This window comes from Pseudomonas sp. 22526 (assembly GCF_052044735.1).
In the GTDB taxonomy this organism is placed as follows: domain Bacteria; phylum Pseudomonadota; class Gammaproteobacteria; order Pseudomonadales; family Pseudomonadaceae; genus Aquipseudomonas; species Aquipseudomonas piscium.
Genome location: NZ_JBQENK010000007.1, coordinates 299,316 through 323,341, shown reverse-complemented (window position 1 = coordinate 323,341; position 24,026 = coordinate 299,316). Strand labels below are relative to the sequence as shown.

Below are 24,026 nucleotides of genomic sequence, written 5' to 3'. Positions count from 1 at the left end.
CGCTGATTCGTCAAATTTAAAAAAACAAGTTGACTCAGTTGGCGTTTTTAGGACGGAGGCTTGTGTGTTGACACTATTTTTTAGTCTGCCTAGATTCAACCCGTTCGTTATCCGCGGACGAAAAATAATCAACAGAGGAATGTGAACAATGTCTATTGAAAAAGCTTGCGTAGCATCTAACGAAACCTCGATCAAAGCGGCTGTAGATAACTCCCAGAAAATCAACGAGCAGTATGATGTTGCCGATTTTGTGGAAATTGAACGTAACGAAGCTTGCCTGCAACATGGCGATGGCGGCGTTAACCACTAAGTTAGCCCTGTTTTCGTCATAAGTTGTCTCGGAGCAGGGCAAGTAAAATTGCCCTGTTTCATTGTTCAGGAGCAAACAGGCATGGTTGCCAGTCTGTCGGTTAACCCCGATCTTAGAATTATTACGTTTGAACACTCTGCGCTGGCTTATCTGGTCGGTTCAAACAAGAAAATTCAAATTTCCTTTTCTGTGGTTGAATACCTTCTTGGATTTTCCGCCCGCCCGGCCGCGTCTCAAACAGACTCGACGGGAGAGGACGGTTTACTCGGGAAACTGATCAGCAGCGGATTTGTAAAGCTAAGCGCTGGCGCCTCACCATGCGACCGAAGGACCGCTGACCTGGAGCGCTACAACTGGAAGAGTGCTTCAGACTATTTGAACGTTACGCACAACTATCCGTTCTTTGAATACGACAAGGATGGTCGTAGCAAAGACAATAACCGGATGCAAGAGTATCTGGCTGTTGAGCAAGAAATTGAGCGTTCCAAAGTTTACGTTGATGCCCCAGTCGCGGCGCAGGGTGTCAACCCGCAGTGCAGTGCGGCACTCATTAGTGATGGCGGCACGCAGGGCGACCTGGAGAATATCCTCAGCGCATTGAGCCTGAGCCTGGGCGTACAAAGGGAAGCGCAACTCAATACGGGCGGTCGGGTATTAAAGAAGACAGTGCCCAGCGGCGGCGGGCGACATCCAGTTGAAGCCTATCTGGTGGACTTCGCCAACCAGACTGTCCATCACTTTAATGCTGTGACGTATAGCCTTGATACCGTCAAACGTGTCGAGTCCCCAGACCTGTATACCACGATATTTGGCGTTCGGGATTCGTATATAGATTTTGCTGTTAATTTTGCGGTGGTCTTTACCTGTATCTGGGAACGCAATATGTTCCGCTATCGCGAGCCGAGAACCTTCAGGTCCGTGCATTTGGATGCCGGGCACGCCTCGATGCAAGTTGAAACGGCACTGCTGAAGATGAAGTATAGAAATCAAGCTCAATATAATCTTCAGGTTATAAACTTCGAACGTCTGTTAGGGCTCGATCCGCTTGTGGAAGGGGTGATGAGTGCCGTCATGATCGGGGAACAGTCGAATGCAGCATGAAACCCTGAAAAACGCTTATATATCCTTCGCGAATAATCGTGACAATACTTTAGAATTCAGCGAGCTCAGCAGTGGTAGAAGTTTCAATATCGCACCGTCTTTTTTTATTCGTCCCGACTATGCTGAGCGGATGGCTGCGATACGCAATGAACGTCCCCCGGCAACCCACACCCTAATTAATCCGGCCAGTACAACGCATTGGGCCGAGAGAGGTTGGGAAGCCTGTATTCCTTTTTACTTGTTGTCCAGGACCATCAAGTACGTTGATGATGACAAGGATCGAGTGAAGATTCTTGATAATAAATACCGTGAATATGAGATGGCTTCAACGTGCCCGGCGCCGAAGGTTCCAGTATTTATCGAAAACGCTCAATCTGCTTTTGCCCTACGAAAAATTGCTTCGGCCAGTAACGACTGGATTCCGGGCTTTCCGAAAAAAGCACTTAAACGCAGGAGCCATCGAGAATTCAAAAGGCTCCCTCTTGAGGTGGCTGAGTTTCAGGAAATACTGTCGCACTCGGCATCCCGATTGCTGGAAACTCTGGACGTGTGCCAACGTCTGGATGGCAGTCGCTTAAGATACACCAAGAATTTCGGTGCGGCATTTTCCTCGTATATCGTGGTGTATGACATCGTTGGCCTGACGCCGGGTGTTTACTTTCTCAATTTGGAAGAACTGAGCTTCGGGCTGATAAAAGAGGGCGATTTCAGAGAGCCGATGTCTCGTATCATCTGGGGTATGGTGGCTCCCAAGACAGCCAACTATACCTTGGTGTTAACCGCCACACCCAGCTGTTATGCCTGGCGCTACCGGCACGATAAAGCTTTGAGAAACCTGTTTATCGAAGCCGGAAGAATCATGCACATGCACGTCAACGCTTGTAGCGAATTCAATGTGCAAGGCGTTACAACGCCAGCGACAAGGGATGATGAACTTCGAGCCCTTCTGCATATCGATTTGGCGAGCGACGAGATTCCCATGTACACGGCAACGATGGGGAAAGTGGGGAACAGAAATCTTGAAGAGTAACGACGCCCTCAGCGATATCTTTTTTGTCATCACCGGCGGCGTGGATGTTATCAAGGGTATCAGCATACTGATGTTGATGAGCGTCGCTTTTCCTCATCAATTCAGTGTGTTGAGCGTGAACATCGACGTGATGTCCGCGTTGATTCCGTTCGCATCGCCCTGGGTGATTGCCTTTCTACAGCTTTCAAAGGTGTCAAGGTACCGCGCCTACAGTAAGTGCGCGGCAGCACTGATCGTCGTTGGGGCAGTGATTTCGATTCTGTACATAGTTGTTTCGCTTAACATGATTGAGGAAAGTCACCATAACGCTGACCTGTTGGTGTTTTTGTTACTTAGAATGGTGTCTGTCTGTGTTCTGGTGTTTGCTTCGCTAAATCAAGCCTATTTGATGTTGTTGGGTTATGGTCGGACGGTGTTCTGGGTACAGATGGCGGTGTGGTTGTGTAATATCACACTTTATTTGGCACTCTGGCTGAGCGGTATAGAGTTTTCCTACGTCTTGGCGGGATTGGGGATGGTAGCGATCGACCTAGCGCTGTTTGTGGTGGTTGTATCGATACTCAAGGCGTCGGGGAGTATTCGCCTCAGATCAATAAGTCCCTCGTTTAAGTTCAGTTTGAAAATCAGCAGAATTGTCTTGCCTGAGTTGTCCACGGTGGTCAGCATTTCATTGTCAGGTTTGCTACTGAGCGTTGCCGCATTCAAGATATCTCCGGAAAGTTTTTCTGATTTTCGCCTTCCCTTTGCGTTTCAAATGGCCTGCTGGATGATTTGTACGCGCGCAGCTGTATTGATCATCCGCCGCTATTCAGCGCAGGATTCTTCACTGTTTTATAGGGCGATTATTTATACATTCAAGGTCACTTGGTTTGTTCCGGTCGGGCTTGCATTGGTTGTCGCTATTCTGGCCAATCAACTGTCGCCAGGGCAATTCATTCATTCGCTCTTGGCGATGGCTTACTATCCCGTCATGGCCATTGTTATTTCGCTGAATGGGGTGTTTCGGCTGACGACGATGAATAGCATTATCTCCAGCGCTAATAAGTGGCTATTGGTTGTGTATTTTGTGCCTTTGAGTGCATTGATCTATTTGGGGTATGTCGGGCCGGCGTCTATTATCCATTTTGTGGGCATCAGTTACATGGTCAGACTGTTGCTGATGTATCACTTGCACAGAAAAAGGATTTTTCTGAATGATAATAGATGCCTTGTATAGATCAAAAAAGTCACTGTACAGGTATAACACCGACACCGGACAGTTACTGTTTTCACAGAGTGAGCGTTTGTGGGACAGACTGTCTGCTGAAGGATTCGATTGCCCGGTACAGGATGCGAAGTGGGTGGCCGGCGCGATTTATGAAAGTGAACGCTCCAGAACCCACTATACAGGTGGTGGAAAAGCAGTCATCAATCAACGAATGCGAACCCAGGCTGTATTGTTCGGCAAGCCCCGCCCCCGATATGCACCATCCCTGATAGAGGCCAGAGGCCAAGCCGTTGAGGGCGGTGTGTTCGAGGCCATTAGGTTTGCTTTCAAAAACACGGCGCTCACGCCTTGGGCAATCAATGGTCTGGGACCAGGTGTTCGGCGTGTTTATCCTTCTAATGGCGCGGTGCATTCGTTGGAGTGTTGTTATACAGACCGTCACGGCAATGGTTTTCTATACGACTCGTATTGTGATCGGTTTTTTGTAATACACGACGACGCGGAGCCCGGTGAACGTCCAGGCACGTTAGTTGTGCAATGCGATTTTGAACGACTGGCGGAGCGCTATCGAGACGTGCGAAGTCTCAGTGCACTTTACATTGAGTCGGGTCATGCGATAGCCGTATTGTTTCATGCGCTGCAGCTCAGAAACATAATCCCGCTATCGCTGAAATTAACCGGTTTTAACCGAGGCGTGAGTGACTACTGCTCATCCATAGCGACTATTACGCTATAAGGTCTCCTTATGTACACGCTGATAAAGCTGGACGAAGCGACGCTTGGATTTGTTAAGTTTGATATGCCGCTGTATTCGATTATTTACAGTTGCTGGCGAAATGAGCACGCGTTGAATGTGCAGGAGTTTGTACAGTTGACTCAACGGATGCGAGGCGTTTCTGACGATGCCTGGTTGCAACGTAAAACCTCGCGTAGTGGGCTGGGACGTGAAGCGGATGGTTGGCATCTGGATGAAGTGAAGCGTCGTTGCATGACACTCATAGAGAATTACTCAAGTCCTGAACTGGACATTGTTCAGGTGTCGTCAGAAGACGAAGTATTTCAGATACTACGGCAATCTCTAGTAGAAGAAGTTGATATTGGTCGGCATTCGTTATTGTTTTTGTTTTTGTCTAAACCGTCAGCCAACGCCGACAGGCGTATCGACTGGTTAAGCGCAGGGTTCGTGGCCCAGCAACTGAGTGTTATTGCCGCTGATGCGGGGCTTGGTAGTTTTTCTAGTCATGGTTACGAGCGCCCATGTACTCAAACGCATGGCACGCTTGATATTGAATATATCGTGTGGATTGGATAGGGGGGGTAAAAATGAGTCTTGGTGCCGAAGATATAAAAATTTACGACGGAGCCATATCGACCGAATTAGGCGCTCAGTTGAGCTCACTGGCCAAAAAGCCGATCTGGCAATACGGTTGGCGTTCTAATGTTCAAAACGATAATTATTTTTTCTGGCACTCACATTTTGCCGGTGGTGATACCAGTAGCGAGACGGACAGTGCCGCTGTTTTATCCGACAGGCAGGGTTTGCAATCGGTCAGTTCACTATGGCTAGAGATCGAGGCGATGATTGGTTCGCCGCAAAAGTTGCTCAGGGCCTACGCCAATGGGCATACCTACGGCACGGAAGGGTATTCGCATACGGACAGTAATCGAGAGGACAATCTGTCTTCAATCTACTTCGCCCACGACGACTGGCAACAAGACTGGGGCGCCGAGCTACTGTTTTACGGTGAGGGCAGGGAAATCATAAAGTCCGTGGCGCCTCTGCCAGGCCGTATCGTCATATTTCCAGGGTGTATTCTCCACCGCGCGAGTTCCCCCAGCAGGATTTGCCCCACGTTGCGGGTCAGTTTTGTTTTCAAGTCAGCACCCAAGTAACTTGGCGACTGTGACGTTGCGTTGGCGCGGTGTTGTCCGATAGGGCACCGCCGCCTAGCCGTGTGCCCACGCTGGTGGACGACCTGCTCAACTGGTTGTCCAGCCCTGATCGGCGCCCACTGCTTGCCAGCTGTGTATTTCACTACGAATTCGAATTCATCCATCCGTTCGCCGACGGCAGCGGGCGGATGGGGCGCTTGTGGCAAATGCTGATACTTAGCTGGTGGCGTCCCGTTCTGGCCTGGCTGCCGGTGGAGACGGTGATTCGCGAGCAACAGGATGCTTATTACGCTGCACTGAGTGCTGCGGATCAAAAAACCGAGGCAGCGCCTTTTGTCGAGTTCATGCTGCAAGCGTTGTAGCAGGCTCTGCTTGATAGCAGCCAAAGCGATCAAGTACCCGACCGGCAAAAGTCTCGACAGCGTTGAGACAAATGCATCCCGAGGCGTTGAGGGTGTTCAAGGATGCCTATGTGGTGGAGTTTCTCGACCTGGCCCAGGGTCATAGCGTAGCCGACCTGCACAGTGGGTTAGTGCAGCAACTGAAAGACTTTCTGATCGAAATGGGGCGGGACTTTTGTTTTGTCGCTTCGCGCTACCCATTGCAGGTCGGCGGGCGCGATTTTGTGCTGGATCTACTGCTGTTCCATCGAGGTTTGAATTGCCTGGTGGCCATTGAACTCAAGGTCGGGCGCTTCGAGCCGGAACACCTGGGCAAGCTGGATTTCTACCTGGAGGCGCTGGACCGTCAGGTGCGCAAACCCCATGAGAACCCGGCCTTGGGTGTGTTGCTCTGTGCCAGCAAGGACGATGAGGTGGTCGAGTACGCTCTCAACCGCTCACTCTCACCTGCATTGATCGCCGAGTACCAGACACAACTGCCGGACAAGAGGCTGCTGCAGGCCAAGCTGCATGAGTTTTATGCGCTGAATCCTCAGGCGGTTTGAGCCGCCTTATCGAAGTCCGAATTATTTTTCCACCACCCCGTCACAAACTACCAGGCTGGCCCGTCATGTCGGTGTATCCCTCAAATAACGGAGCCACCCCATGTCATCCAGCCACCCGACCCAAGCCGTTAACTTGCTGCAAACCATCCCCGAGATCTTCGAAAGCCTGGGCCAGGTCCATGGCCTGATCGACGCCCACGGCCTGGACCGCAAACTGCACCACCTGGTGGTGTTGCGCGCCTCGCAGATCAACCAGTGCGGCTTCTGCGTGAAGATGCACACCCGCGAGGCCCGTGAAGACGGCGAAAGCAACGAGCGCCTGGACCGCCTGGTGGTCTGGCGCCATGTCAGCGACTTCAACGCCGCCGAACGCGCCGCCCTGGCCTGGACCGAAGCCCTCACCGTGCTGCGCGAAGACACCGACTTCGGCCCCTTGCGCGCCGCCCTGCGCGAACATTTCAGCGAAGCGCAGATCGCCGCCTTGACGGCGGATATCGGCATGATCAACCTGTGGAATCGCTTGCAGGTGTCGAGGCACTGAGGATGGATCGAATCGATGAAACGACGGTGTTCGAAAGCCGTCGCAGCTTCCTGCTGGGCCTGGCCTACCGCCTCCTCGGCTCCCGCGCCGAGGCCGAGGACGTGGTGCAGGACCTGTTCATCAAATGGCTGGAGGCCGACAAGGCCTCCATCGCCACCCCGGCCGCCTGGCTGACCACCGCCTGCACCCGGCACTGCATCGATCTGCTGCGCTCGGCCCAGCGCTCGCGGCTGGACTACGTCGGCACCTGGCTGCCGGAACCGATCCACAGCCTGCATCACGACTCCCCCGAACAGAGCCATGAACTGGCCTCGTCGCTGTCCACCGCCTTCCTGCTGCTACTGGAGCGCCTGACCCCCAAGGAACGCGCCGCTTACCTGCTGTACGACATCTTCGACCTGGACTACCCCCAAGTCGCGCAAACCCTCGGCGTCCAGGAAGCCACCTGCCGCAAACTGGTCTCCCGTGCCAAAGCCAGCCTGGGCAACACCCAGGCGCGCTACCAGCCAGAACCTTCACGGCAGGAACAACTGCTGACCGCCTTTCACAGCGCCATCACCAGCGGCTCGACCCAGGGGCTGGCCGCGATGCTGTCCGAAGACGTCGAGCTGTGCGCCGATGGTGGCGGCAAGGCGAGCGCCATTCGCGAGACCTTGTATGGGCTGGAGGCGGTGCTGGCGTTTGTGGGGGAGTCGTTGAGCCGGTATTGGCGGGAGTATCAGTGGCAGGAGGTGGAGATCAATGGTGGGCGTGGGGTGGTGTTGCGGGGGGAGGGGGAAGTGGTTGCGGTGGTGAGTTTTGGGTATGACGCAGAGGGAAGGGTGAACCGCGTCTTTATCATGCGGAATCCGGATAAGTTGGTGGGGTTGGGGAGTGGGGTGTCGGTGTGATGTTTGTATCACGCCGTTCCGAGTGCTGCGGATTAGCAAACCTAGGTGATTAATGCCAATCAGTTAGGCGACGGCGATCCATTGTAGGAGCAGCCGGTCGACGCTCGATTGCTCGCGATGGTCGTTAACGATAACCGTGCATTGATTGGATAAACGCAGCCTTTCAAGTCCGTCGCGGGCAATCGAGCCTCGGCCGATCTCAGCCAAAGCGACCAAGTAGGCGATCAAGTAGCTCGACACGCGATGACAATTATCACATAGCAACGCCAGGCTTGTTGTCAGACTCGTAATACTCGACCGCCTGGTAACGGGGTTTTGCAAGGTAGCCGGCGCTGTGCCACTATCCCCGCCCCTGACTTGGATGTAGGGCTATGTTCCTCATTCGGGTTGTCTTCCGAACACAGTAGGGATACCAATGGCTGATTACAGTATTGACCCAGCGTACGACAAATGCCGCGCGTTCATTGATGGTTGGCGCCTGAAAGGCAGGAGTTGGGAAAATATTGCCAGGCTCGGCCGGATGGGAGAGTCACTTGAGAAAGTCAATGAGTGGTTCCTGTCACAGGAGGAAATGGACGACTGGCCGTCACTGGGAAACAGCTCGGAAGAGCGCTTTGAGCGCTGGAAGGAGATCGTTCGGCACAAGGAGCAGGCGGAACAGCAATCTGTCGCTGCGGCGAGACCCTTGATCGTTGTAGGGGCGGAAGAGGCTGAGCCGGGCATGGCAGTGCCGCAAGACGCGCGAAGTGCATGGCAGCTCTACAGAAAATACCTGATTGCGCAGGGCTGGAAGGAAGCCTCGGTCGATAATATTCAGAGATCTGCGGTGCGCGTCCTCCAGCACCTTCGGCAGACCACAAAAGATCGCACGGCTGTAAAAGGGCTGGTGGTCGGGCATGTACAGTCCGGCAAGACGGCCAACATGGCGGGCCTGATTTCCATGGCAGCCGACTATCGATGGAACCTGTTCGTCGTGCTCACCGGGACGCTCGAGAACCTACGAGTACAAACCAGCAAGCGTCTGGTCGGTGACCTGTTCCAGCATGATGGTAACGTCAGTTGGAAGGCGATCGAGCATCCGTCGAGGAACAGCCCTTATGGTGCTCGTGCGCAGGACATGCAGTTTGACGCCGGCCGAAGAGACCGCCACCTTGTTGTTTGCCTGAAGAACCCGGCCAGGCTGAGGCATCTTATTGCTTGGATCAAGGCGCACCCGCTGGGGATGTCGCAGATGCGGCTCGTGGTGATTGATGACGAGGCGGATCAGGCGGGTATCAATTCGAATGACGTTTCGAAGGCTGAGCGTACGGTCATCAATAGACTCATTCTGCAGTTGATCAGTTTGCCGCTGCAATGTGTGAATTACGTCGCGTTCACCGCCACACCCGCCGCCAACTTTCTCAATGAAGGACCTGGCGATACCTTGTACCCAACAGATTTCATAGCGGCGCTGCCGCAGGCGGACGAGCATTTCGGGCCCGTGCAGATTTTCGGTTACGCCGAAAATGAGAAGGAGCCGCTTGGAATCGTTCGTGAAGTCTCTGACGAGGATCTGGAACAGGTTGGTAGCCTTCACAAGGGGGAAGATCTGACACTGCCTCACGCACTGGAAGAAGGCCTGATCTGGTACCTGTGCTGCGTGGCAGTGATGCGATTGTCCGGCGCTGCAAAGCCCGTGAGCATGTTGATCCATACCAGTGCAAGGCAGCTTCATCATGATTACATGAGCGAAGCGGTGCAGGCAGCGCTCAAAATGTGGTCGAAGTATGGTGATGATCAGTTGGTCGCCACTTTCAGACCTGTGTGGGATAGGGTTTCATCAGATCTGGATGTTGCGCAGTTTGCCGAGCGCTTCCCTGACTACGGACGGCTTTCCGAGCTTCGTGAACTGCCGGCGTTTGACAGTTTTTTTGTAGAAGTCCGGACGCTTCTCGATACGGTGACGGCTATCCAGCTGGACGCGGACTCCAAACGGACGTACCACCGCGGTATCCACGTGTGTGTCGATAACTGCGCCAATAACGGGGTGACCGATGAGAATGAGGTCCGGCGGCTGTTCTATCCTGACGCGGCGCAAGGCCTGAATTTTTGTACGGCGTTCATCGTTATTGGCGGCGGGACGCTTTCCCGGGGGCTGACGATTGAAAATCTGGTCAGCACCTTTTTCCTGCGCGGCTCGGTGCAAGCAGATTCCCTCATGCAGATGGGGCGCTGGTTTGGTTACCGCAAAGGCTATGAACTGTTGCCTCGCATCTGGATGTCCGATGATACGAGAGAAAAGTACGAGTTCATGACAGTCGCGGAGGAGGAGCTTCGAGACGATCTGCAGCGCTTCATGTACGGCGGAGCCAAGCCTGAGGAGTTCGGGCCTCGCGTCCGTGTACATGCGAGGCTCGCCTGGATTCGCCCGACAGGTGCGAACAGGATGCAGCGCGCGATCAAGGCGACATTCGACTTTTCGGGAATCAATCGGCAAACAACCGTTTTCCATGACGGCGAAGATGCTGCCGCGGTGCTCAATGCCAATTTGTCGTCAACGGAGAGATTTCTGAGTTCGGCAGGTACCAATCTCAAAAAGTCCGAATTGAAAGGGGCCAACAGCCTTGTCTGGCGTAACGTTGAAGTAAATCAGGTAGCCGATTACCTGGCAGGCCTGTCGTTCCATCCAGGGAATCAGTTCTTCTCCGACATGAAAGCGTTTCTGAAATGGCTCGGTGAGCACGCTGAAAACGCAGGCTACAAGAATTGGAACGTCGTGGTAGCGGGCAGTTCACCGAAGCCGGAAAACAGCTGGGAGATTTCTGGCGAGACTATTGGTCGGGTCACCCGTAGCCGCTTCGCTGATAAACGTTCGGATAATGGCGTGTCCATTGGTGCGCTGCGAGATCCGAAGGATCTGCTGGCGGATGCCCGCGGCCTTGAAGAGAGTGATCTTTCGAAGGCGGGTTTCAGTAATTCCCAAGTGGCAGAGCTTCGCGGCAAAGGTGGTGTCGGAACAGTACCTCAACTGCTGATCTATCTCATCGACAAAGACAGCCCCTATGACCGTTCTACAAAGGTAGCCGCTGCGTCGCGCCGAGAGAGGCAACCGCTCAATGCCAAGGCGCACATCGTAGGCATCAGCCTTTATCTGCCTGGTTCGCAAGGCAAGCAGAAAAACTACGTCACTCACGTCACGGTCAATATCCCGGAAACCTTCACAGCATCAGAAGATAACCTTGAAGAAACGGTAGGCGTGTGACCCATGAAGTACTACAGCCTCCCACTGCAGCCCATGCAGGATAACGGTGAATTCCTGCTTCGCGCGCTGCAGAACGAAGAAACGCCTCTTCTGGACCTGCTGGTACGCGAATCCGTTCAGAACGCGCTCGACGCAGGATGCAACGGTAATCAGGCAGTGCCAGTTTCGGTGGATTTCCATATTCGCGAGCATTCGCTGGACGCCATCGCCTCCACGTTCAGTGAAGGGCTGAACCTACAGGTACTCGGGAAACGCTATCCACGTACTCCGAAATTGATTGAGATTCGCGATTCAGGTACCGAGGGGCTGACCGGGCCGATGACCTTCGACAGCGTGGGAGCGAACGGTCAGCATGGCAACTTCCTGAAGCTCGTGTTCGAAATCGGTCGGACTCGCGCGGACGACGGTGCGGGTGGTTCGTGGGGATTGGGCAAGACTTGTTACTTCCGCATGGGGGCAGGCCTGGTCATCTACTACAGCCGGATCAAGACGGCCGAAGGTTATGAAGAGCGGCTGGTGGCTTCGCTAGTCGAGGATGAAAACCGGGTCGACCGCCTGCAGCTCACGACGCAAACCGGCATTGCTTGGTGGGGGGCGACTGACAGCTTGCGAGCAATCACGGCACCCGAGCACATTCACGGAATCCTGAATGCATTGGGTGCCCAGCCGTTCACAGGCAAAACAACCGGAACAGCAATCATCATTCCATTGCTCAAGGAAAATCTGCTGCCCGTGTTCGACAAAGAAGGCGGGCCGGCGCCATGGTGGTATAGCAGTTACGAAGATTATGTGAATGTTGCGATCCAGCGCTGGTTCAGTGCGCGGTTGGATAACCCCTTCTTCGCCAGCGGTAGATACCTGAGTGCATCGGTGAACGGCAAGGAGATAGTCACCGCGGACATGTTGCCGATATTCCGTGTGGGTCAGTGCCTGTATGACCGTGCGGTAGGAGAGGCACCTGAGGAGGAAGATTATCTGACGGCCAGGGGCGTCAAGAGTAATGATGTGCTCTGCAGAGCCATTCAGTTGCGAGGTGAGTTCGTGGGCAGTGGTCAGGCGGGCTGGCTGCTTGCCGTGGCGATAACCCCACGCCAGTTGCAAATGGATGCGCCAGACAACGCGCCCAGCCCGGAAACCTGCATCTTCTCCAAGACAGGCAGCGGAGCGCCCTATCGACCGATAGTGACGTTCATACGCTCGCCTGGAATGAACATCTGTTGGGATGACAGTATCGATTCGCGAGGCTGGGCCGGTGGGTTCACTGGTTTTGCGGACGGCCGATACGTCGTGGCGCTCTTTCTGCCAGATTCGGAACAGGAGCTCCTGCCATCCGAAGCCCGAGGGTTACGCCCGACCATACAGAGTCTCGAAGGGTATCTGAGGAGCTGCGAGCGTGCGGATCATGCCGCGTGGGTAGACGTAAACGGAGGGCGAGTCGTTGAAAAGATTCGTGCCCAGTGTGGACGGGCCTTGAAGGAATTCGGCGTACCGCCCCAGCCCAGCGTGACCGTCAAACCTTCGATGCGGATGTCACGCAAACTTGCCGAACTTGTGTTGCCCAGTCGTGGGTTTGGCGGGGATGGGCGGTTTGGCAAAGCGGCGCCGCGTGCGGCCATCGGACAAGGTTACAGAGGAGGTGCGGTGCCTTCGCCCGAACTGGAGATAATGGAAGTCAGGTATGCAGCATCCGCCATCGTCATGAAATGGTGTTTGAGATGGGGGATGGTGCAGCCAAATATACCGAGGGAAATAACCGTTTCTGTTGATTCCGAAGCCGGGCCGATCACCTTTGATACATGGCTTGAGGGCGGGCTCGGGGCATTTCCGTTTCGAGTGGAGTCACCCCGCATCAGTAGTGCGACCCCTTCTGTAAAAAGCATGGAAATTGCCGATGGAACCGGTGTCAGGCTCACGGTTGGTGCCGCGTCTGTTCAACCAGGGCTTATTCTGGAAGGGGAGCTTCACGTCAGGATGACTGAACCCGGTGGCAAGTTGTTGCGGCCAGTGATCGGTGTCCGGATTTCGGATACAAATGGAGCGGCGGAATGAGTACTCGACTGCCGCTATATCGAATGCTGAATGCGCCACTCGGCGGAAGCGAGTCGGAAGTGAACTATGTCTTCCGGTCGCATGACGGTCTTGATCCAGGTGCGACGGCGGTAAGTGGCGATCAATATGCCTTGGGCAAGGACAGTGACTGGAACCCGGCCGAACATCCCCTGGAGGTTCAATGTTTGATCGAGCGGGCTCCGCTTCTGGAAGCCATCTTCGGTCCTGACGGTGTAGCGAGTACGGGCGCTGAGGTGTTGCTGGCGCTGGAATGGGCATCTGCCGACTCTTGCTGGCGAACGCTTGGGCCCGTTCATGGCCTGCGGCACGAAGAAGAAGGCAGGGTCGTCGTTCTCGACATCGAACTGGAGCCCGGGACGGTCAGAGGTAGCGGTTTTCTGTCGGTTCAAGCGTTTTTAGGCCAATACAAGGCAGAGTGCGTTCCCGGATTTGCGCATCAGCCAGGTGCACGACTGGGTCCCCTGGCACAAACCATCGAAATCGTCATTGACGGCGACGGCTCCCTTTTCCCTGTGCTGGAAGAGTCTCTGGGCGCAGAGGGGCCACTGTGGGAATTGAAAGCCTGCTGGAGCGATCCGCAGGATGAACCATTCTCGAGCGACTACGTCGCCCTTGTACTGAACAACGCTCACCCGCATTTCGAACAATTGCGCGACCGCCGGGCACTGAATTTCGAGCAATCGCCGTTGATGCGTCAGGTGTTCGCAGCCTGGCTTGCGCTGGTCATTTCTCAGGTCAAGGAAGACATGGGCGCGCAGTTCGACACGTATCTGGGCACGTCCGATGCCGATGAAGGTATCGCAAGTATTGCGGACGCGGTGTGCTCATTCATTCGATTGGGTGATCTGAATACAGCCTCACTTCCAGAGTTGTTCGTATCCACCCAATGCTGGCTTGATCGCCGGGTCCGGGAGCTGGAGAACGCGGCATGAGTTTCCCGACACTGAACCTCAAACTGTCGCAGCGCCACTTTGACGAGATGGTCAAAAGCGATGCGTTTCTACCCGACATGTCCAATCTGGAAATGGAAGAGGTACGCCGCCAACTACTTGCCATCGTGTCGCTGTATGACCCCACTGCAAGGAGCAACGCTTCAGGCCCTGGCGCCTATGACATGAAAGTTGGCCTTGCCCTGTACCGGGTATTGGCAGAGACCGGTATGGACATTCGCACCGCTGCAGATGATGGCTGGTGGCGTTTTCTCTCCCTGCGCGTACTGCCGGATCTGGTGAAAAGTCGTTGGGACAGCACGCCGCCCGTGCGGTTTTGGAAGGGCCGAAGCCGCATCTGGTTGCGGGCGATGTGGTGGACCGTTCACCTTACATGGCAGGGCACCGAGGAAAACACCCGAAAGGTACTGGAGAGCGTGACCACGGATACTGTCGTACAACTGGTCGAGCGCCCTGGTAAGGGCGGTTTCAGGATTGATCTGACACGGCTGATTTTCAGGATGCGACGGCTGCGCAAACCCTCCCAGGATCAGTTCAGGGCAATCATGAAGCTCAATACGGCGCAGATTGTGCTGAAGGAACCCGTGTTCTGCAAAGGCGGTTTATTCGGCTACGTCGACGCACTGTTTACCGACGTGGGATGCGCGCCCATCGATTTGAATAGTGACCATGACTGATTTGTTGAAAGAGATTCAGGAAGGCTTTGCCAACCTTGACCAGAGTGGCCGGATGTTGCCCATCAAGGCGATGCCAGCGGCGTGTCCGGCGTGGGTCTTTCGTGAAGGCGACAGGTTCGGCGTTGCCGTTGAGTGCTCCGAACCCCTGGAGATTTCAGAAGGGTTCGCCGGCGCCAGGCTCCGGACAGTGGAACGGGTGGTCGCGGGGCAGCATCGGCGCTTCCTACGGCTGGAGTCGTCCATTGAATGGCTTCGCAACGAGTTCGGGCTGATTTGCGAGCATATGGTCAGCGTCGAGTCCGGCATCGTTGTACGCCAGGCACTGCTGGCTGATCCGTTGGCTTGGTGGCAACGGTGGCGGCATCTACTGGGTAATGCGCTGGTCGACAAGCATGGCTATGACGTGCTCGCTGAACTGCTGGCCCTGGAAACGCTGGTCATCAAAGGAACCACCTTTGAGTGGAGCGGCCCTCTCGGCGGCGTGGTTGACATCAAGACTCCAGCAACCGATTACGAGGTCAAGTCGACGATCAGCCGTTACGGGACCTTGATCAACATCTCCGGGCAGTTCCAGCTGGCCGCCTCATCCGGTAAGCCGTTACAACTGGTTCACTTCAGGTTCGAGCCGGCCGATGATGGTCTGTCGATTGATCTCGTTTGCGATCGTCTCGTTGCGCTCGGCGTCGATGCGGCCATGCTGGAAGGTGCATTGCAGCGGCTCGGCATGGAGGCGGGGTGTTCCGCGCGGAAAGAGGCTTACAACCTGCTTGAGGCACGGTCCTATGCGGTTGATGACAGTTTTCCCCGGGTAACACCTGCAAGTTTTATAGGTGGAGTTCTGCCAGCTGGCGTTGTTCAGTTTGAGTATAGGGTTGATCTTTCTGGTCTGAAGTCTCAGCAGTTATAGTTATTGAGATTATTTAGTTGCGTGCCGGCTAGGGATTCGACACTCCAGCCCAATTGTATTCCAACACAGAGTCGGGCATGCATATGCTCGTGCAGGGAGCATCGAACATTGGATAAACCAAGCAAACAAAACAGGGACATACCGTTTGCCGATTGCGTGCGGTGACTCAAAGGGGGGCGGCATGTTCCATCCCCGGCGCTTTCTCCGAGAGTCGCTACTCATGCTGGGTCAATAGCCAAACGGTCGTTTTTACTTGGCTGACTAGGACAAGGGGGAGCGTGATTCTACTCCAGTGATACGTTAATGCTCGGGAGCCAGGCCGTTTCCCACCATGGTGCGGGCTAGGCGAGCTGCGAGACGCTGCATTTCGGTAAAAAAGTGCTGGGGGTTGCCGTTGATGGAGCCGCCTCCATGGAGGTGCAAAATAGTTGGCTTAGTAACCAGGGCGTCGCAGTCGGCTGGAGGGCTCGGAAGGAAAATCGGGCCAAGAGATATATTGTTGATTACAATCCGGCACGGCCTCCAGAAGCCATTTCATTTCTGCTTCCGGCTTGCGAATTCCGCACTCCCAAAGCTCGAAGACGCGCCAACCCTGTTGTAGCAGCTCGTTCCTGTTTCTCATATCTCGCTTCACGTTCTGCTCGAATTTCAAGCGCCAGAAATCTTCGCGAGAACTGGGGTTGGTCGCGTACCGGCACTCGGGGTGCCTGTGCCAGAAGCAGCCATGAATGAATATGCAGACGCGATAGCGAGGTAACACCACGTCGGGGCGACCTGGAATCTCTCGTGGATGCAATCGGTACCTGAAACCATGCTTATGCAGCAGCTTTCGGACCTTCATCTCCGGGATTGTATTGCTGCTGCGGATGCTGGCCATCATGCGAGACCGGACTTCTTTACTGACTATGTCCATGAATTACCCTCAAGGTGCGCCTGTTCTTGCTTAAGGATATGACCTTTGAAGCTGCGCTAGCGCTCCCGAAACCAATAAAAATCGTTGAATTTTTCGCTGGCCGCGGAGAGATGTGTAATGGTTTTGCTGCGTCAGGTAACAGGCCATGGTTTGAACTTGTGCTTTCCGCCGCAAAGGAGGCTGTAGCTGGGATTGTTGATCACTCCAAAGCAAGCGCCGAGGGGATGTGACCGTCGCGAGTGAGGCTGCTGCTGCGCTGCTGTCTCAATCCTAGTAAAGTATCGCGGCTCGGCTGCCTATGTTGTTGCCATTCCTGATTTTTTGACCAATGAAGCCCATGATTCAATACCAGAACATCCTTTTCCCGCCGAAGACGATCGCCGAGCCAACTGTTGCAGTTGAGGAGGCTATTCAGATCGTCGACCTTTTCGCTGGCCCTGGCGGATTGGGTGAGGGTTTTTCATCCTCCGGTGATGGTAAACACTTCGATATCATCGTTTCTGCCGAAATGGATCCTGTCGCTAGGAGGACGCTCAGGCTGCGGGCTTTCTATCGTTTGCTCAAGCGCGAGTACCCTAAAGGGCTGCAGGATTACTACCGGTACTGCAATGGAGAGGCAGCAGAACCTAGCACTCCTGAAACAGCAGAGTTCTGGAGCCGGGCCGAGCAGGAGGCACGGCAGATAACCTTGGGATCGGAGGAGGGCGACAAGGAGTTAAATAGACTCATAAACGCAAGATTGAATAAAGAAGGGCGTCCGTGGGTCCTCATTGGTGGTCCTCCATGCCAAGCGTATTCGATTGTTGGTCGAGCCAGAAACCAAGCCAAACAGGGTTACGTCCCAGAGAATGATCATCGGCATTTTCTGTACAAAGACTATCTGCGCATCATCAAGGATTATCGCCCTACTGTTTTTGTTATGGAAAATGTTAAAGGGATCTTGTCTTCCAAGGTTGGGGGTAAAAGGATCTTTTCGCAGATTTTGATAGATTTGGTGGATCCTGCCAAAGCATTGGATAATGTAGAGGGCGGGCAAAAATACAAGATTTGCTCTCTGGTTTCCGAGGAGTCATTCAGCTCTTCAGATTGCATAGATAGAGTAAATCCCAAGTCTTTTATCATCGAAGCAGAAAAATACGGAATTCCACAAGCTCGCCATCGTGTAATCCTTCTGGGAATAGCGCTTGATGAACACGGTAATATTCCGTTTCATGAGCTCTTGAAAACAGCCGACCCGGTATCGGTGAGACAAGCCATTGGTAGCCTACCCAAGCTCAGAAGCAAGCTGTCAAGGGGAGCGGACTCCCAAGAAGCTTGGTATCAAGCAATTGCTGACGAAGTAGATGATTTGCTGAATCATGCGGAACTTGAAAATGGCAAACTGATTGCGCCTTTGCGAGCTACTCGTCAAGCACTTTTCGATGCTCCGCGGAGTTCAGGTGGTGAGCGAGTGAAAAAGGAGCAAGGTCAAGGTCATACAGGTATACCATCCTTGGATGCTTGGTATCAGGATCCCGATATCAAATATTGGATGAGTCACGACGCCCGCAGCCATATGCGGTCAGATCTGCGGCGATATGCGTTTGCAAGTACCTTCGCTGAGCACAACAAATACTCGCCCAAAGGCCATCAGCAATTTTCACTTCCTGGTCTCGCCCCAGCTCACAAAAATTGGGAAAGCGGTAAGTTTAGTGATCGCTTCAGAGTGCAGCTTGCAGGGCTTCCGGCAACTACTATCACCAGCCATATCTCGAAGGATGGGCACTACTTTATTCACTACGACCCTGCGCAATGTCGTAGCCTGACCGTTCGAGAGGCTGCACGACTTCAGACATTCCCAGACAACTACTATTTTGAAGGGAATCGAACCCAGCAATACCACCAAGTGGGCAATGCTGTACCGCCTCTGCTAGCAAACAAGATCGCGGAAATTGTCTATGACGTTGTGTGTCGGCGGGTTGTCGAGCGCCAAGATATTATGGGTAAACGACCTGTACAAACTGCAACCACCTCGTCACTAATCGAGAACTGACCCGAGGGGCATACCGTAGGGGGGATAAGCAGCGACTGTCAGGCTTCCATGTTGAGTTTGAAGGCAGACGGACTAGTGCATTTAGGTGCAATCGATCGTCGTCTTCATAGGTGCTGCTGGGTGGTTGGATTTTCGACAGTTTTGCCTGTTAGTTTCCTGATGATTTTCGCTCTCCAATCCCTCATCTGATCTCCCACTTTATCGTGGAAACCGTTTGATTAAAAAAGAAGTCACAGGAATAAAATAGACTTACGCCCCCCTGATCTAGCAGGGCTTTTTAAAGGATTAGAATAGCTTTTAGTAGAATATTAAAAAGCCGGCTTGTGGCCGGCGTTTTTAGTTGCAGATCACACGCTAAAAGCCCGCGTTTCAATCACCGCCAATACATCCCGAACATCCTGCAGCAACAGTCGAGCGGTATTGGTCACTGTGCTGATGTCTTTGTCGCTTGAATCTCTCAACGTACTGCAGGCCATCAGATTCAGGTAATCAAGAGTGGTGACCAAACGCTCACTAGCACACGCATGCAAATCTACCAGCGGCGCATGGCTGTCGATAAAAAGCACCGGCCCATCGCTGGCAATTGGGGTTAGAGGGATAAAACGCTCGGATGAGTCTTGAGTTTTCATGGTGTCGTCCTTTTCAAGAATGAAAAAGTTGCCACCTGATTGCTGCGAATCAATTGGGTGGCAGCTGTACGTGGGTTCGCAGACCGAAGAAAAGAACAAACCCGGCAGACCCGGAGGTCTCCCACGCACAGCCGCCATGAGATGAAACGCAGGCGGAGTGTGCCTGAGTTGTCATTGGCGGTGTAGTTCGACTTTTCTGTTGGGCTGCGAAACCCTGTCGCTGACCGGGGTCAGCAGACAGAGGAACTATAGGTGTTGGGGTAATGGCGGCGCAGTAGGATCTATCTAGTTTGGCTGTAAGGGCCGTCTGTGTTTGCCTCTCAACTCATTCAGCAGATTGCCCGGCGGCCTGTTGGAGAGTTTCAGCGTCTGGCCAGGTCGCGCTCTCTGGCAAAGAGCACTATCAACGAGCGGTTAACGAGTCGCTGCATAGGTATGTCTGAACAATCGTGGTGTGCCGATTTAGGGCCGCTGCGCGCCCCATCGCAGCCTCGCGGGCTCGGCAGCGGCTACAGGGCCGCAGCAACACCCTCTGATCCCCCCAACCAACTTTGCTATCCTGCGCGCCTTTTACCCATTGCAAGGAGCGCAGGCATGACCCAGTCCGTTGGTGGCGGGAGGCGAGTAGGGGCAGGGACGCGGGGTTGTGTGTGCCGCCTGGGGCATTTTCTATTCCGGTTGGCTCCGGCGCTGTTTGTGGGTTTGGCGCTGAGTGTGCCTACTGCCAACGCCAACCCCATCACGACCTACCGCGGCACGCTCGGCGATACGCCGGTGGAGCTGGCGCTCACCTATGACTCGCAATATGGCGGCGGGATGTCCGGCTATTGGTTTAGCGGGGCCGAGCGGTTGCCGATGCCTTTGGAGCTCACGCCGTTTCGTCAGGGCGGGGGGCTGTTGATCAATATCATGGATAACCCGACGTTGCCGGCGGCGGCTGTGTCGTTGCAGCCTTTTGCCGAGGGGGCCGAGGCGTTGCAGGGGGCTTTTGTCGATTTGCGCACGGGTGTGCAGCAGCCGTTGCAGTTGCAGCGGGTGATGCGGTTTGGCGGGAATCAGCGGGAGGCTTTTGACGGTGAGTTGTTGCAGCCGGCGGCCGACAAGCAGTTCTATTTCAGTGTGCATGCCGTGCGCAACGCCGGGGAGGACACGGGGCGGGTGGACAACATCCGGGTGATGAGCCGAGCCACCGGCGAGGTGGTGCAGGAGGTGGGCGGGCAGTGGTGCCTAGCTCCGACCGGGACTCGTACCTTGACCTTCGAGCATTTCGATGCCGATTCAACCCTTGATTTCCAGGTGCAGAGCTACAGCTTGAACGGTCCGTACGGCAGTGTGCTGTGCGCGCCGACCCAGTATTACCTGTACCACCCACAGACCCAGGCGTATCTGCGCCATCCGCAGCTGGAGCAGTTCGCCGCGGAGGGCACGGTGCGCTTTGCCGCGGGCGGGCAGATGGAGTTCAGCAAGCAGGACTTTATCAACTTCAGTGCGGGCACCCGGCGTTGGGATTATTACCGCGTGATCAGCCCTGACCGGCTGGAATTTATTCAGTCTGGCGAGGAGCGTTTCTGATGCGGGTGGTTGATCTTTTTCGCGGGCTGGCGGCGTTGTTGCTGGTGTCGTGGCTAGTGCCGGCGCAAGCGGCCCATGGGGTGTACCAGGGCACCTTGGGCAAGCAGGCCATTGTGCTGACACTGGGCAGCCAGAACGCGCTGTACCAGGGGACCTATGCCTACCAGCGCTATCGCACGCCGATCCGCCTCAAGCCGACCTTCAGCTTCAGCAACAAGGTGCTGGCCATGGACGAGCTGGACGAGCAGGGCCTGCCGGTGGCGCGTTTGCAGTTCAACGACCTGATGGTCAGCCGCCAGAGCGAGCAGGTGCGCGGCAGCTGGACCAGCTATCGCACCGGCAAGACCTTGCCCATCGCCCTGAAGCTGGTAGCCCTGGTGAACTCGGACTACTCGTGGCCGCAGCCGAACACCACGCTGTTGCAGAGTGCGTCCACCAAGCGCTGGTATTTCCAGGTGCCGATGCAGGGCAATGACCAGCGGATAACGGCGATCGAGGTGGTGGACAAGGCCAGCGGCAAACCGCTGCAGACCCTGACGCTGGCGGCGCCGGGTTGTCTGTATCAAGGGGTGGATATGTTGCAGGTGCGGGCGGAGGGGGAGAGCCTGAGGATCAGTTTGAGTGAGTGCAGGTTGCCTGGGTTTCAGTGGGATGAGGGGAGTGGGCGGTTTGAGGCTTTGCCTTGAGCCGGGCTCGGTTTTGTCGGTTGATCTTGGTGTTTAGTCAGACAGGCTGTGCTTGCAGGTTTGGCGACTGCTGCGCAGTCGGGCGCAGCCTCGCGGGCTCGGCAGCGGCTACAGGGGTGGTGTCAGTTGGCGCTGCATGATCAGGGTGCGTTCCTCGCCGTGGTATTGCTCGCGCAGGGTATGGAAGCCCAGGTTGGTGTAGAAGCCTTTGGCGGTGATCGAGGAGGGCACGGTCAGCTGGGTGATGCCGGCGCTCAGGGCCTGGCGTTCGAGTTCGGCCATCAGTTGGCGGCCGACGCTCTGGCCTTGTCTTTCCGGGGCGACGAAGACCGAGCGCACTACATGGCCGTCGAGGCTGGCGGTGCCGACGATTTCGCCGGCCGCCTGGGCCACCCAGACCTGGCGTTTGCTCAATAACTGGCGCACGGCGTGCGGGCTGAAGTTTTGCCGCACCTGGGCGATCACGGCGGCAGGGTAGTCCTGGGCGTTGCTGGTCTGCAGGGCGGCGATGATCAGGCGGCTGATGGCGCCGGCGTCCTGCTCGTTGGCGGGGCGGATTTCACAGTCCATGTGGGGGAATCCTTTGAGAGGTAGACCCGGACACTAACCTTGGCGAATCTGGTTCGCCAAGGGCTCAGTGCATGCGGCGCGCTTCCAGCCACTGAAACAGCAGCATGCCCGCCAGCATGGCCAGGACAAATACCCAGGCCTGCCAATGGAGCGTGAACAGCAGGGTCAGCCCCGGCCCCGGGCAGATGCCGGCGATGCCCCAGCCGATGCCGAACAGCAGGCTGCCGCCGATCAGGCGGCGGTCGATGTCGCGGCGGGTGGGTAATTGCATGGCCGCGCCGAGCAGGGCATTGGGCTGTTTGATGGCCCAGTGGAACGGCCACCAGGCAGCGCCGATGGCGCCGAACATCACCAGGGCCAGGGATGGGTCCCACTGGCCCGCCAAGTCCAGAAAGCCCAGAACCTTGGTCGGGTTGGTCATGCCCGACAGCAGCAGGCCTAGGCCAAACAACAGACCGGCGATAAAAGCTGTGACCTTGCGCATTTTCATAGCCCCATCCCGTGGCGCAGCAGCCAGACAGTAATAAAACCGGTCAGCATAAAACTCAGGGTGGCGACCAATGAGCGCGGCGACCATCGGGAGATGCCACAGACCCCATGACCACTGGTGCAGCCCGCGCTGTAGCGCGTACCCAGGCCCACCAACAGCCCGGCGCCGATCAGGCCGGCTATGCCGCTTTGGAATTCGATCGCCGGCAACACCTGGAACAGCCCCCAGAACAACGGCGCCAGCAGCAGGCCCGACAGGAACAGCGCCTTTTCGCTCCAGCCTTCACTGCCCGGTTGCAGCAGGCTGCCCAGCAGGCCACTGATCCCGGCGATGCGCCCGTTGGCCATGACAAACAGACCGGCGGCCAGACCAATCAGCGCGCCACCGGCAAGGGCGCTCCAGGGCGTGAAGTGCAGCCAGTCGATATTCATGGGGAGGGGGCCTTGTGCTGGGGAAGGGTGAGTGGAGTTTAGTCTTTGGGGTGGTGGTGCGATATGTCCGAGGTGGCTGGAGGGGGAGTGGTGCTGTCAGTTGGAGAGTTGTCTGCGAGAGCAGCGGTATGCGGTAGAGCATTAGCGCGTAAGTTGGGCGATGAGTGCTCTCATTACTAAGGTGTCCAGTCAGGTGTGTGAGGGGAGTTGTTTACCAGCTGCCATAGGGGATGCCGTATTTCTCTATGTACCGCTTGGAGTTCTCGGGTAGCGGGTAGTAGTGCCCGTTTGATTTACCCAGGTGCGGCCCCAGCGGTTCAATCTCAGCTTGCGCACGGGCGACTTTGACCGTGTTGCGGCATTCATCTCTGACCCAGACTTGTACGATGCCACCGGGGGCCAGGCCTAAATAGACCGATGCCATATAGCGAGCAGTCTGATGCGGAGTTTCCGGGCAGCGTCGGTTAGTCGAGGTGGTCATGATTTTCCGGGCCTCTTCTGGAATATCCACCCATGCCCGATAGGCCTGTGGCTCTACGACCGATTGCCAGCGTACGAAAATGCGTTTGGGCAGGTCAGCGCCAACCACTGACTTACCGCTACCTCCAACTCCCTTCCCGCCCCATCCTCTGGCCCACTCTTTGTCGTAACCCATATCACCACCTGCAGCGGAGCCACCGCCTGTACGACGGAATAACTTGCCGTTGATATCTTCAACAGCGCTGTCTTCGACCCAAACTTTCATATAGAACGGCTCGCTGAAGCCAAGCTGCCACCAAGGTGCCTTGAGGTCGTTTTTTCCAGATAGCGGATCGCTGGCTAAGCAGCCAGTCAACAGCAATGTACCCAGCAGGGCGATGAATACTCTCGTTACCAAAGCGTCCAGCCAGATGCATGAGGGAACAGGGTTTATTAGCAAAGCGCTCTTCATATACAGAGG

The 24,026-nt window shown here is 55.4% G+C and carries 22 protein-coding genes and 2 pseudogenes; 18 read left to right on the top strand and 6 right to left on the bottom strand.

Annotated features, from left to right (window positions below; translation table 11 throughout):
- The first annotated feature begins 148 nt into the window (after nucleotides 1-148).
- The 15 genes and pseudogenes from ACTJKT_RS13610 (at nucleotide 149) to ACTJKT_RS13540 (ending at nucleotide 15,763) form a co-directional block, all read left to right on the top strand.
- A complete protein-coding gene (locus ACTJKT_RS13610; RefSeq protein ID WP_007920763.1) occupies nucleotides 149-310 on the top strand; it encodes a hypothetical protein in 162 nt (53 codons plus the stop codon).
- Nucleotides 311-391: 81 nt separating this feature from the next.
- Nucleotides 392-1,411, top strand: a complete 1,020-nt coding sequence (locus ACTJKT_RS13605; RefSeq protein WP_038579900.1) for a hypothetical protein — start codon at nucleotides 392-394, stop codon at nucleotides 1,409-1,411.
- Nucleotides 1,401-2,441, top strand: coding sequence for a SagB/ThcOx family dehydrogenase (locus ACTJKT_RS13600; protein ID WP_440787465.1), 1,041 nt, complete (start codon nucleotides 1,401-1,403; stop codon nucleotides 2,439-2,441). Before ACTJKT_RS13605 ends, ACTJKT_RS13600 begins: the two co-directional genes overlap by 11 nt.
- Nucleotides 2,431-3,657: a hypothetical protein gene (locus ACTJKT_RS13595; RefSeq protein WP_440787464.1), complete on the top strand. Its 1,227-nt coding sequence runs from the start codon at nucleotides 2,431-2,433 to the stop codon at nucleotides 3,655-3,657. Before ACTJKT_RS13600 ends, ACTJKT_RS13595 begins: the two co-directional genes overlap by 11 nt.
- 736 nt (nucleotides 3,658-4,393) lie before the next feature.
- A complete protein-coding gene (locus ACTJKT_RS13590; protein WP_440787463.1) occupies nucleotides 4,394-4,960 on the top strand; it encodes a hypothetical protein in 567 nt (188 codons plus the stop codon).
- Between the two features lie 11 nt (nucleotides 4,961-4,971).
- The gene (locus ACTJKT_RS13585) at nucleotides 4,972-5,541 is read left to right on the top strand and encodes a 2OG-Fe(II) oxygenase (protein WP_007920747.1); all 570 of its coding nucleotides are present in this window, start codon (nucleotides 4,972-4,974) and stop codon (nucleotides 5,539-5,541) included.
- Nucleotides 5,542-5,579: 38 nt separating this feature from the next.
- Nucleotides 5,580-5,903: pseudogene (locus tag ACTJKT_RS13580) on the top strand (Fic family protein); the annotation flags it as partial.
- Between the two features lie 23 nt (nucleotides 5,904-5,926).
- Nucleotides 5,927-6,487: pseudogene (locus tag ACTJKT_RS13575) on the top strand (PDDEXK nuclease domain-containing protein); the annotation flags it as partial.
- Between the two features lie 100 nt (nucleotides 6,488-6,587).
- On the top strand, nucleotides 6,588-7,028 hold the full coding sequence (locus ACTJKT_RS13570) for a carboxymuconolactone decarboxylase family protein (RefSeq protein ID WP_103331037.1): 441 nt from the start codon (nucleotides 6,588-6,590) through the stop codon (nucleotides 7,026-7,028).
- Between the two features lie 2 nt (nucleotides 7,029-7,030).
- Entirely contained in the window at nucleotides 7,031-7,918 is an 888-nt protein-coding gene (sigJ, locus tag ACTJKT_RS13565) for an RNA polymerase sigma factor SigJ (RefSeq protein WP_440787462.1), read from the top strand.
- 415 nt (nucleotides 7,919-8,333) lie between these two features.
- Complete coding sequence (locus tag ACTJKT_RS13560) at nucleotides 8,334-11,159, top strand: Z1 domain-containing protein (RefSeq protein WP_440787461.1); 2,826 nt, start codon at nucleotides 8,334-8,336, stop codon at nucleotides 11,157-11,159.
- Nucleotides 11,160-11,162: 3 nt separating this feature from the next.
- The gene (locus tag ACTJKT_RS13555) at nucleotides 11,163-13,208 is read left to right on the top strand and encodes a hypothetical protein (RefSeq protein WP_440787460.1); all 2,046 of its coding nucleotides are present in this window, start codon (nucleotides 11,163-11,165) and stop codon (nucleotides 13,206-13,208) included.
- Entirely contained in the window at nucleotides 13,205-14,161 is a 957-nt protein-coding gene (locus ACTJKT_RS13550) for a hypothetical protein (RefSeq protein ID WP_440787459.1), read from the top strand. The genes ACTJKT_RS13555 and ACTJKT_RS13550 overlap by 4 nt, the downstream gene beginning before the upstream one ends.
- Nucleotides 14,158-14,856, top strand: a complete 699-nt coding sequence (locus ACTJKT_RS13545; RefSeq protein WP_440787458.1) for a hypothetical protein — start codon at nucleotides 14,158-14,160, stop codon at nucleotides 14,854-14,856. The genes ACTJKT_RS13550 and ACTJKT_RS13545 overlap by 4 nt, the downstream gene beginning before the upstream one ends.
- Entirely contained in the window at nucleotides 14,849-15,763 is a 915-nt protein-coding gene (locus ACTJKT_RS13540; protein WP_440787457.1) for a PD-(D/E)XK motif protein, read from the top strand. The genes ACTJKT_RS13545 and ACTJKT_RS13540 overlap by 8 nt, the downstream gene beginning before the upstream one ends.
- Nucleotides 15,764-16,196: 433 nt before the next feature.
- Here the strand turns inward: ACTJKT_RS13540 and ACTJKT_RS13535 are convergent, their stop codons facing one another.
- The gene (locus ACTJKT_RS13535; protein WP_440787456.1) at nucleotides 16,197-16,676 is read right to left on the bottom strand and encodes a very short patch repair endonuclease; all 480 of its coding nucleotides are present in this window, start codon (nucleotides 16,674-16,676) and stop codon (nucleotides 16,197-16,199) included.
- A 337-nt stretch (nucleotides 16,677-17,013) separates the two neighbouring features.
- On the opposite strand from ACTJKT_RS13535, the gene ACTJKT_RS13530 reads away from it, so the two are divergent.
- Nucleotides 17,014-18,708, top strand: coding sequence for a DNA cytosine methyltransferase (locus tag ACTJKT_RS13530; protein ID WP_440787455.1), 1,695 nt, complete (start codon nucleotides 17,014-17,016; stop codon nucleotides 18,706-18,708).
- A gap of 347 nt (nucleotides 18,709-19,055) precedes the next feature.
- Here the strand turns inward: ACTJKT_RS13530 and ACTJKT_RS13525 are convergent, their stop codons facing one another.
- Nucleotides 19,056-19,337, bottom strand: a complete 282-nt coding sequence (locus tag ACTJKT_RS13525; RefSeq protein ID WP_440787454.1) for a fructose-bisphosphate aldolase — start codon at nucleotides 19,335-19,337, stop codon at nucleotides 19,056-19,058.
- A gap of 594 nt (nucleotides 19,338-19,931) precedes the next feature.
- Here ACTJKT_RS13525 and ACTJKT_RS13520 point away from each other — a divergent pair.
- Together ACTJKT_RS13520 and ACTJKT_RS13515 are read left to right on the top strand one after the other, a co-directional pair.
- Nucleotides 19,932-20,909, top strand: a complete 978-nt coding sequence (locus ACTJKT_RS13520) for a hypothetical protein (RefSeq protein ID WP_440787453.1) — start codon at nucleotides 19,932-19,934, stop codon at nucleotides 20,907-20,909.
- Nucleotides 20,909-21,595: a hypothetical protein gene (locus ACTJKT_RS13515; RefSeq protein WP_440787452.1), complete on the top strand. Its 687-nt coding sequence runs from the start codon at nucleotides 20,909-20,911 to the stop codon at nucleotides 21,593-21,595. Before ACTJKT_RS13520 ends, ACTJKT_RS13515 begins: the two co-directional genes overlap by 1 nt.
- Nucleotides 21,596-21,703: 108 nt before the next feature.
- Here ACTJKT_RS13515 and ACTJKT_RS13510 read toward each other — a convergent pair whose 3' ends face one another.
- The 4 genes from ACTJKT_RS13510 to ACTJKT_RS13495 all read right to left on the bottom strand — a co-directional run bounded on the left by ACTJKT_RS13510 (nucleotide 21,704) and on the right by ACTJKT_RS13495 (nucleotide 24,017).
- A complete protein-coding gene (locus ACTJKT_RS13510) occupies nucleotides 21,704-22,165 on the bottom strand; it encodes a GNAT family N-acetyltransferase (protein WP_440787451.1) in 462 nt (153 codons plus the stop codon).
- A gap of 64 nt (nucleotides 22,166-22,229) precedes the next feature.
- The gene (locus ACTJKT_RS13505; protein ID WP_440787477.1) at nucleotides 22,230-22,649 is read right to left on the bottom strand and encodes a DUF6691 family protein; all 420 of its coding nucleotides are present in this window, start codon (nucleotides 22,647-22,649) and stop codon (nucleotides 22,230-22,232) included.
- A gap of 2 nt (nucleotides 22,650-22,651) precedes the next feature.
- Nucleotides 22,652-23,086 carry a YeeE/YedE family protein gene (locus ACTJKT_RS13500; RefSeq protein WP_053260709.1) on the bottom strand — a complete coding sequence of 145 codons (435 nt, stop codon included), beginning with the start codon at nucleotides 23,084-23,086 and terminating at the stop codon, nucleotides 22,652-22,654.
- Between the two features lie 211 nt (nucleotides 23,087-23,297).
- Nucleotides 23,298-24,017 carry a DUF2931 family protein gene (locus tag ACTJKT_RS13495; RefSeq protein ID WP_440787450.1) on the bottom strand — a complete coding sequence of 240 codons (720 nt, stop codon included), beginning with the start codon at nucleotides 24,015-24,017 and terminating at the stop codon, nucleotides 23,298-23,300.
- Nucleotides 24,018-24,026: the final 9 nt, after the last annotated feature.

Excerpts from the sequence above, each read along its gene's own strand:
- ACTJKT_RS13585 (WP_007920747.1), top strand. The coding sequence starts at position 4,972 with ATGAGTCTTGGTGCCGAAGATATAAAAATTTACGACGGAGCCATATCG.
- ACTJKT_RS13525 (WP_440787454.1), bottom strand. The coding sequence starts at position 19,337 with ATGAAAACTCAAGACTCATCCGAGCGTTTTATCCCTCTAACCCCAATT.
- ACTJKT_RS13590 (WP_440787463.1), top strand. The coding sequence starts at position 4,394 with ATGTACACGCTGATAAAGCTGGACGAAGCGACGCTTGGATTTGTTAAG.
- ACTJKT_RS13495 (WP_440787450.1), bottom strand. The coding sequence starts at position 24,017 with ATGAAGAGCGCTTTGCTAATAAACCCTGTTCCCTCATGCATCTGGCTG.
- ACTJKT_RS13545 (WP_440787458.1), top strand. The coding sequence starts at position 14,158 with ATGAGTTTCCCGACACTGAACCTCAAACTGTCGCAGCGCCACTTTGAC.
- ACTJKT_RS13605 (WP_038579900.1), top strand. The coding sequence starts at position 392 with ATGGTTGCCAGTCTGTCGGTTAACCCCGATCTTAGAATTATTACGTTT.
- ACTJKT_RS13520 (WP_440787453.1), top strand. The coding sequence starts at position 19,932 with ATGACCCAGTCCGTTGGTGGCGGGAGGCGAGTAGGGGCAGGGACGCGG.
- ACTJKT_RS13500 (WP_053260709.1), bottom strand. The coding sequence starts at position 23,086 with ATGAATATCGACTGGCTGCACTTCACGCCCTGGAGCGCCCTTGCCGGT.
- ACTJKT_RS13530 (WP_440787455.1), top strand. The coding sequence starts at position 17,014 with ATGATTCAATACCAGAACATCCTTTTCCCGCCGAAGACGATCGCCGAG.
- ACTJKT_RS13600 (WP_440787465.1), top strand. The coding sequence starts at position 1,401 with ATGCAGCATGAAACCCTGAAAAACGCTTATATATCCTTCGCGAATAAT.
- ACTJKT_RS13505 (WP_440787477.1), bottom strand. The coding sequence starts at position 22,649 with ATGCGCAAGGTCACAGCTTTTATCGCCGGTCTGTTGTTTGGCCTAGGC.
- ACTJKT_RS13540 (WP_440787457.1), top strand. The coding sequence starts at position 14,849 with ATGACTGATTTGTTGAAAGAGATTCAGGAAGGCTTTGCCAACCTTGAC.
- ACTJKT_RS13560 (WP_440787461.1), top strand. The coding sequence starts at position 8,334 with ATGGCTGATTACAGTATTGACCCAGCGTACGACAAATGCCGCGCGTTC.
- ACTJKT_RS13550 (WP_440787459.1), top strand. The coding sequence starts at position 13,205 with ATGAGTACTCGACTGCCGCTATATCGAATGCTGAATGCGCCACTCGGC.
- ACTJKT_RS13515 (WP_440787452.1), top strand. The coding sequence starts at position 20,909 with ATGCGGGTGGTTGATCTTTTTCGCGGGCTGGCGGCGTTGTTGCTGGTG.
- ACTJKT_RS13510 (WP_440787451.1), bottom strand. The coding sequence starts at position 22,165 with ATGGACTGTGAAATCCGCCCCGCCAACGAGCAGGACGCCGGCGCCATC.
- ACTJKT_RS13555 (WP_440787460.1), top strand. The coding sequence starts at position 11,163 with ATGAAGTACTACAGCCTCCCACTGCAGCCCATGCAGGATAACGGTGAA.
- ACTJKT_RS13535 (WP_440787456.1), bottom strand. The coding sequence starts at position 16,676 with ATGGACATAGTCAGTAAAGAAGTCCGGTCTCGCATGATGGCCAGCATC.
- ACTJKT_RS13570 (WP_103331037.1), top strand. The coding sequence starts at position 6,588 with ATGTCATCCAGCCACCCGACCCAAGCCGTTAACTTGCTGCAAACCATC.
- sigJ (WP_440787462.1), top strand. The coding sequence starts at position 7,031 with ATGGATCGAATCGATGAAACGACGGTGTTCGAAAGCCGTCGCAGCTTC.
- ACTJKT_RS13610 (WP_007920763.1), top strand. The coding sequence starts at position 149 with ATGTCTATTGAAAAAGCTTGCGTAGCATCTAACGAAACCTCGATCAAA.